Source organism: Dictyobacter formicarum (genome assembly GCF_016587435.1).
Genome location: NZ_BNJJ01000036.1, coordinates 53153 through 60573, shown reverse-complemented (window position 1 = coordinate 60573; position 7421 = coordinate 53153). Strand labels below are relative to the sequence as shown.

At 50.3% G+C, this 7421-nt stretch carries 4 protein-coding genes; 1 reads left to right on the top strand and 3 read right to left on the bottom strand.

The annotated features are described in order from the left end of the window. The 3 genes from cmr1 to cas10 all read right to left on the bottom strand — a co-directional run. Nucleotides 1–384 (bottom strand): type III-B CRISPR module RAMP protein Cmr1 (gene cmr1, locus JMI88_RS36420; RefSeq protein WP_201366950.1); only part of this gene is annotated, 384 nt, incomplete at its 3' end. A gap of 5 nt (nt 385–389) precedes the next feature. Continuing rightward, nucleotides 390–1685 (bottom strand): type III-B CRISPR module-associated protein Cmr3, encoded by a 1296-nt coding sequence (locus tag JMI88_RS36415; RefSeq protein ID WP_201366949.1) that lies wholly within the window; start codon nt 1683–1685, stop codon nt 390–392. Then, nucleotides 1682–3730 carry a type III-B CRISPR-associated protein Cas10/Cmr2 gene (cas10, locus tag JMI88_RS36410; protein ID WP_201366948.1) on the bottom strand — a complete coding sequence of 683 codons (2049 nt, stop codon included), beginning with the start codon at nt 3728–3730 and terminating at the stop codon, nt 1682–1684. Before cas10 ends, JMI88_RS36415 begins: the two co-directional genes overlap by 4 nt. Before the next feature lie 3052 nt (nt 3731–6782). On the opposite strand from cas10, the gene JMI88_RS36405 reads away from it, so the two are divergent. Then, the gene (locus tag JMI88_RS36405) at nt 6783–7187 is read left to right on the top strand and encodes a hypothetical protein (protein WP_201366947.1); all 405 of its coding nucleotides are present in this window, start codon (nt 6783–6785) and stop codon (nt 7185–7187) included. Nucleotides 7188–7421: the final 234 nt, after the last annotated feature.

Here is a 7421-nt window from a genome sequence, read left to right as displayed (position 1 = left end):
GATATCGAGACGAAATGATTCCAGAGCTTCACCCGGATTGATTATTTCAACACAAATTTGGATTACATTTTGAATCTTCGGGTGGTTCTGATTTTCTGTGAGCGCTGCAGAACCCCAGATGAGGTCCTCAGCTTCTTTCATCCTGGTAAGCTCCCCCTCAAACTCGGGCTTGCCGCCCCGGCAGGCACGCCACCAGTAGCGGAGCTGGCCGCGAATGGCTGTACCTCGGATCGGGGTGAGGCTGTCGTTTTCGCCGGCTTTGACGCCCCCTCCAAAAAGCGGGGTGATCATCTGGTATTCGCGTATCTGGGTGATAATGTTGGGATCTTCAATCTTTGCCAGCTGGATGTTGGGTGGAGTAGCGTCGTGATGTTTCCTGACCATGATGGCTATTCTCCTTTCCGTTGAGAAGGGTTCCCCATTTGCACTGGATCGCCCAACCAGGTGCCGAGAGCGGCCAGTCCAAATCCGTCGAGCCGATATTGCTCGGATGAGCCGTCAGCATCACCGTTATCACTGATGCAGTGCAGCCAGGTCTGGTCAATCCATCTTCCAATTGCTGCCTGATCGCCTTTAAGTTTCAGGAAGAGAACGGTACCAGCGGGCGCGAGCCGAACGGATTTTTTGCGGCCCTCCTTGGCGATGTCCCATCCCGAGACCACCTGAGGGCGTCGGTTCACGATAGCTCTGAGCTCGGGCTTGACACCTTGGCGCTCTGACAAGATCCAGCTCGGCCGATAGCCCTGGGCAAAGTAGGTGGGCGTCAACAAGACCAGGCGACAGGCCCCACTTGCGATGATGCTATCCTTGATAGCCTTCGGGCATGCGACCTCTTCCATCTGGCTGCGTGCCCAGTTGACAAGGCGTCGTTCGCTGCCCAGGCAACCGGGTCCCGGTTGAGGCTGTAAACCTTGCTCATCGAGCATCACGACCAGTGCCAGCTGACGTGCCTGCGCCAGGGAGGCTGGCTGCTGCTCTCTTTCCTGCTCTTCCGTCTTTTCGCTGGCAGTAAACTCCAGGCTAGAGGTGGCAAAGAGATATCCATCGCGGCCCGTACGGGTTTTCCGATCGATGGAGACGTGAACGCGCTCTTCGCTGATCGGCCCTTTGATGCCGAGCTCACGGGCTGTAATGGCTTTCCAGCTCTCCGCAGCGGGATTCGTCAGCCAGGACACAAATCGATCCCAATGCCAGTACGCGGGTGTATTTGTGCTGGGCTTCTCACCAGTAGGATTTAGCAATCCTGCCAGACAGAGAGGGGGCTGTGAGTTGTCGCCGCTATTCAGATCGTTCATAGCTTCCGCCAATGGTGTTAGGGGAACGAGCTGCTCGACGCTAAACTGAGTGGGGCGCCATTCTTCATCCTCTCCATCCTTTTTGATCTGGAAAGGGAGCGCATCCAAGGGAGCCGGTGCCAGCCACTGAGCCTGTTCTTGGCTATTGTGAGGAAGCTGCACAAGGATAGGGCCACGGATACCGATCTTTTTGAGCATGACTAAATTTTTATCGCTGGTGAAGTGAAAAAGCCCATGCTCATCCATGCCGATCTGTGAACGCGTCCCTCCCGCGATAGTAGATGGGAAGGGAAAGGGAAGCGAGCGTGCTATAGCTCCCGGTGATGCCCCAAAAGGCCGTCCATCGCGAAAGAGGAGCGGATCATGTGGCTCGATAATCCAGATACTCATGCATTCATCCCTTCTACAGTCTTTGGCGTTAGCGTGATCTTTGTCCCTTCGGCCAGCTGCCTGGCCTCTGCCAGCTCACGAGCGATCAGGAGCTCATTGATAAATTCTGGCAAAGGAATGAGCTTTTCATGGGAATCGATCGTGACGTTCTCGAACAGGCGATCCTGGGCTGGCCTCCCCTCGATAGGACTCAGTAGAGTCAATAAGATCTCTTTCGCCAATGCATCCTGCATCTTTTTCTCCTCATCAGATTTTCGCTGCGAAGTGGACGCCTGCCGGACTTTGCTGCCCGGAAGCTCCATCTTGCGCTTGATGATGCGTTTCGCGTTGCTCCAGATCACCTCTTTCAGCTCATCTGACAGCCTCTGCTCGATCGGCAGGAGTTGTTGATACATTGTTCTCAGCTCATATGCCAGGCCATAAGGGATCACGCCAGCTCGATAATATTCAATATATTGTTCGAGAGCCACATTAACCTTCTCCCGTGGACCTCTGATAATGGATTGCTCTCCACCGCGCTTACTGATCAGAATAGCCAGGGCGTTCTTGCCCTTCACGCCCTTCGCCAGCCGTTCCGCTCTACGAGCCAGCTCCAAAGACTCCTGTAGCAAAGAAAGATGGTGGACAATCACCACACCCATCGAGAGCGTTGGAACTTTCATATCTTCTAATACCGGCTCCAGGGCTTTTTTAAAGGCTGGCTCCAGGGCCTCTTTAAAGGCTTTCGCAAGTTCATTCGTGCAATCGAGCAACTTATGAAGCGGCACCAATGCCAGCACATCGTCACCACCAGTATAGATAGGTGTTCCACGATGGTCTCGAACGATCTGTTTAGCCTTCCCGGCAAACAAGGCCAGCCGCTGAGAGAAGCGTTGATGACTCTGGGGACCACCATCCCGTCTTGCCAGCGTGTCAATCGCCTTACCGATCTCGTCACCATCCGCAACGACAATCGCATAATATGGATCGATCTCTAAATTCTGAATCAGATCCTCGTTTCCTGCGGCGCTCGACTTCTGCGCAGCAACACGATTCACTTCCTTCTTAAAATCAGCGAACAGCTTCAATGCCTGCTGCAAAATGGCGGTATCTTTATTGGCATGCTCGGTAAGATGCTCCTCAAACAACAATGCCCCATCGGCGCGCCCAAGGATCGTGTGAGGTCGTGCCGCCGCCTCTCTCCGAAATCGCTCATGTTCCAATGTCGGAAGATAATGCTCAATATATGCATGATATTTCTTCCACGCATCTTTCAGGCTCTGTTCTGAGGCTTTAGAAAGCTGCTCTAAACGATCAAGGAAAGGCTGTGCTGCGATATGCGATGTACTTAGAAAAAAGGCCCGTGCAAAAGCCTTCTCCGGAAATTCTCCTCGACGCTTAAGCAGATCGATGCCTGAAAGATGTTCAGTTGGTCCGGCGCGAAAATTGTCAAAGAGCTCTTTGGCGCGTTGCTTCTCTGGTTTAGCGTAAATTTCCTGCGGGATGACACTCTCAAGGGTGCCGGTAATCGAGGATTTATGATGGGTGCTACCCCAGGTGACTGGCTGATAGGTATAAGTCGCCTTGCGCGCCGCCATCTGTGCTTCCAACAGCCTGCGTACGTTGGAGTAGTTGCTATCGCCCTCATAAGGAAAAGGGAGCACCACCCAGAAAAACTCCAGACAATCCTTGAGTTGCTCGTCCATGACGTCTCGTTTAAAGTCAATTCCCTGCATGTCATGGTAAAGCTTATTAGTAATGCTTCCCAAACGCTGCTCCACTGCTAGTTTTACCGTTGCGGCAAAGGCAGCACAGCTTTCTTTTGGCTCCAGCAAAGCAACGATCTTATTCGACACATTGCGCTCTGTAGCCTGTAAGCGTAGCTCACCAGCCGAAAAAAAAGGAAAAATCAGCGCTGAAGGATCATAAGACTCGGCAATAGAGGCTGCCGCCGTCCATGAGAGATCGCTCAACAATTGGGAACCGAACCAGAGATCGCGAGTTCGTCGCGCACTCGCAATAAAACTCTGTACTGGTCCAATATGAAAGAGAAACAGATATGGCATGAATCCTTCCTACCTGTCCATATACTATCATTATGCTAACTGAGCTATTTATACGCAATAATTTTGAGTATTTTAGCACAATAATGCTCATATGTCTATTAAGCATTAAATGCTCAGTATAGAATTGGCATTATTTTTCATACTTGTAACATGCTTCTACACATTGCGAACCTTTTGCATCACCTGTGATTCAAACAGAAATAGTATAAACTTTTGTACAGCTTGGAAGCATCAGAAACATCTATGAAAAATCTCATAAATATTTCTGAATCGGAGATGAAGGGAGGGGCAAAATATGAGCCATCAAATTGGAGCGACTGCATTTACAGGAAAAGTTAGAGAAAAGAAGAGAGCGGTATCCTCTGCCAGATCGTTGCCTCTGCTACCTTGCAGCTTGCTTCAATTCAACCTTACAGTATCCTCTGCCGGATCGTTGCCTCTGCTACACCTCCTGGTTACTGCCACCATCGTCACGTCCATACTTACAGTATCCTCTGCCGGATCGTTCCCTCTGCTATTCTATCCGCTGACAGCAGTAGCAGGGCTAGAGGTCATAGCTTACAGTATCCTCTGTCGGATCGTTCCCTCTGCTATATGGCTTCGATCTGATTGCTATTGACTACTTGCAGACTTACAGTATCCTCTGTCGGATCGTTCCCTCTGCTATCTGATGACCCAGGCACGCCGCTGATCAGCGATAGAGCTTACAGTATCCTCTGTCGGATCGTTCCCTCTGCTATCTGACTAAGCCATGGGCCGATTGCCAGAAGAACGCCTTACAGTATCCTCTGTCGGATCGTTCCCTCTGCTATCTCAAAAATATCAGCGGTGGCTCTAAGACCATGCACTTACAGTATCCTCTGCCGGATCGTTCCCTCTGCTACATGCACTGGATACACTTGTTAGCAAGTACGTCAAGGACTTACAGTATCCTCTGCTGGATCGTTGCCTCTGCTACCCGATGTCTTTGAGGTGCTGGCTATCACACGGCCGCTTACAGTATCCTCTACCGGATCGTTCCCTCTGCTACTTACAGCCGCTTTGCATGCGCGACTTCGCTTCGAGCACTTACAGTATCCTCTGCCGGATCGTTCGCTCTGCTACCTCTCTGGAAATCAAAGACACACAGTATCGATAGAACTTACAGTATCCTCTGCCGGATCGTTCGCTCTGCTACGATTTTCTGCACTTTGAATAACCTCCTGGCCCTCCTCTTACAGTATCCTCTGCCGGATCGTTCGCTCTGCTACGGTTTCTATCTGGATCTCTACGACATTGAAAAAATGCCCTTACAGTATCCTCTGCCGGATCGTTCCCTCTGCTACTTGGCAACTTGAGCGCGTCAAAGGGCACGCCGTGTACCTCTTACAGTATCCTCTGCCGGATCGTTCGCTCTGCTACCTATCATCGCCGCCTAAAGAATCCTGCCAGTCTTGAGACCTTACAGTATCCTCTGCCGGATCGTTCCCTCTGCTACTCGAGGGGCGGCAATTCTATTGAGATTCGCTGGATTGATCTTACAGTATCCTCTGCCGGATCGTTCCCTCTGCTACCCGAAACATGGCTCATTTTTGACGTGCCAGGCCAAACTTACAGTATCCTCTGCCGGATCGTTCCCTCTGCTACCTCTCTGGAAATCAAAGACACACAGTATCGATAGAACTTACAGTATCCTCTGCCGGATCGTTCGCTCTGCTACCTACTTCTTCCTAACGCGATTGTGCCGCGTTTTACCATTCTTACAGTATCCTCTGCCGGATCGTTCCCTCTGCTACCCCACCGGGCTCGTGCTCGCAACCCAATATGGCAACCTGCTTACAGTATCCTCTGCCGGATCGTTCCCTCTGCTACCTGTGGCATGTCGGAGATCATGGGGCTGATGAAGAACTCTTACAGTATCCTCTGCCGGATCGTTCCCTCTGCTACGTTGACATTGTAACTGTAATCATTCGCGCTTGCTGGACTTACAGTATCCTCTGCCGGATCGTTCCCTCTGCTACCCACCACCGACAACCGATGAGTCCCAGGTCGTAGTCTTACAGTATCCTCTGCCGGATCGTTCGCTCTGCTACCCTGCGGAGAAGATAGCGCAACGCGGGATGATTTTCACTTACAGTATCCTCTGCCGGATCGTTCGCTCTGCTACGCCACACGGATCTTTTGCCGCAGCCAGGCGCGACACTTACAGTATCCTCTGCCGGATCGTTCGCTCTGCTACCAATGTGATGCTATTGCGGATCAAGTGATGCTCAGTCTTACAGTATCCTCTGCCGGATCGTTCGCTCTGCTACATGTCCCATCGCCTTAATAGACGAGGGGTTATACTCTTACAGTATCCTCTGCCGGATCGTTCGCTCTGCTACCCCGCAAAGTATATAGAGGCCGCTCGCGAGGTCCTGGCTTACAGTATCCTCTGCCGGATCGTTCGCTCTGCTACAATGGAGGCAGGGCATAACATCGAGTATGACGGTAACTTACAGTATCCTCTGCCGGATCGTTCGCTCTGCTACTGAGGATCGAGTAAAGTAGTTAGGTGGTTATAAAATGACCTTTTTTTGTTGCAAGGCCTTTGTTTTGGCTTCTCAGCGCGTCGGTTCTTCTCTGTTTATATGCTATTTTTCGTTCTCTGTCAATGGCTTTCGAAAATCACTTTTTGTCCAAAATTGGCGTCGATTTTCGAGAGGTTTTTGCATGCAATATCACTCAATACGAGCATATACGGGACTAAAACTGTCCTAATATATACCTTTCTCAGATAAACGTAAAGTGATTTTCGAAACGAACCTATATACGGGCATATTTTGAGGAGGTTTAGAAAAATAGCTATCAACTCTGGCCAATTTCAATGATAAGAGAAAGTTTTTCATTGCATGCTGGCAGTAATTCAACGAAAATGTCCGTAAAAAGGCAGGCAAAAGCCCTGCGTATTGCATGCTCATATACCTAAAATTCTTTAGCCGCTTATCCAGATCCATGCATGATAGCATTGCACGTATCTTGAAGAGGTTTTGCGGTCATCTCAGGCTAATCATAACGGTGAAAGGGACATGGAATGCAAATTATTACGGCGCGGGCGGCTCTTTATTCGGTTTATGCGGAGGAGAAGAGCGATGTTCTGCAAGCTGCGGAGACATATTGCACAGAGCATGAGTATTTTCTAGAAGCAGTCTATTATGATATTGACTCCAGCAAAACAATATTTGCTGATTTAAAGGATGCGATAGATCGGCAGGCGTTCCAGGTGCTGCTGTTGCCTTCGTTTGATCATATTTATAAACATCATCTGGGTCATGTACTGAATTTTCTCATCGATGCGCTAAACGCTAGTATCGAGGTCATTTGTCTGGACCCACAACCAACAAAATTGTGCCAGCAAGGTCTGATCATTGTTCCCCACACACAAACACCTCAAGCGGCAAATCTGGAGGAGATTGTCCACTGTCTGCGCTCACGCTGACCATGATGCTATCAAGGATTCTCTTCATGCGAACAAGAAGAGAATCTCCTTTTGAGATTTCCTCAAGAAAGTGGATCAATGAGCGCTACCTCCACCAGTCTGCCTGATATGTTTGGGCGCGTAAAATTCCGAAGCGTTGAGGTGCCGAGCGAACGCGACAGCCACCCCAGCGTAGGGTCTACCACGCTTGCGAGCGGGTAGGCAAGATAAAGGGAGCTCCGCTCCCACACTCGA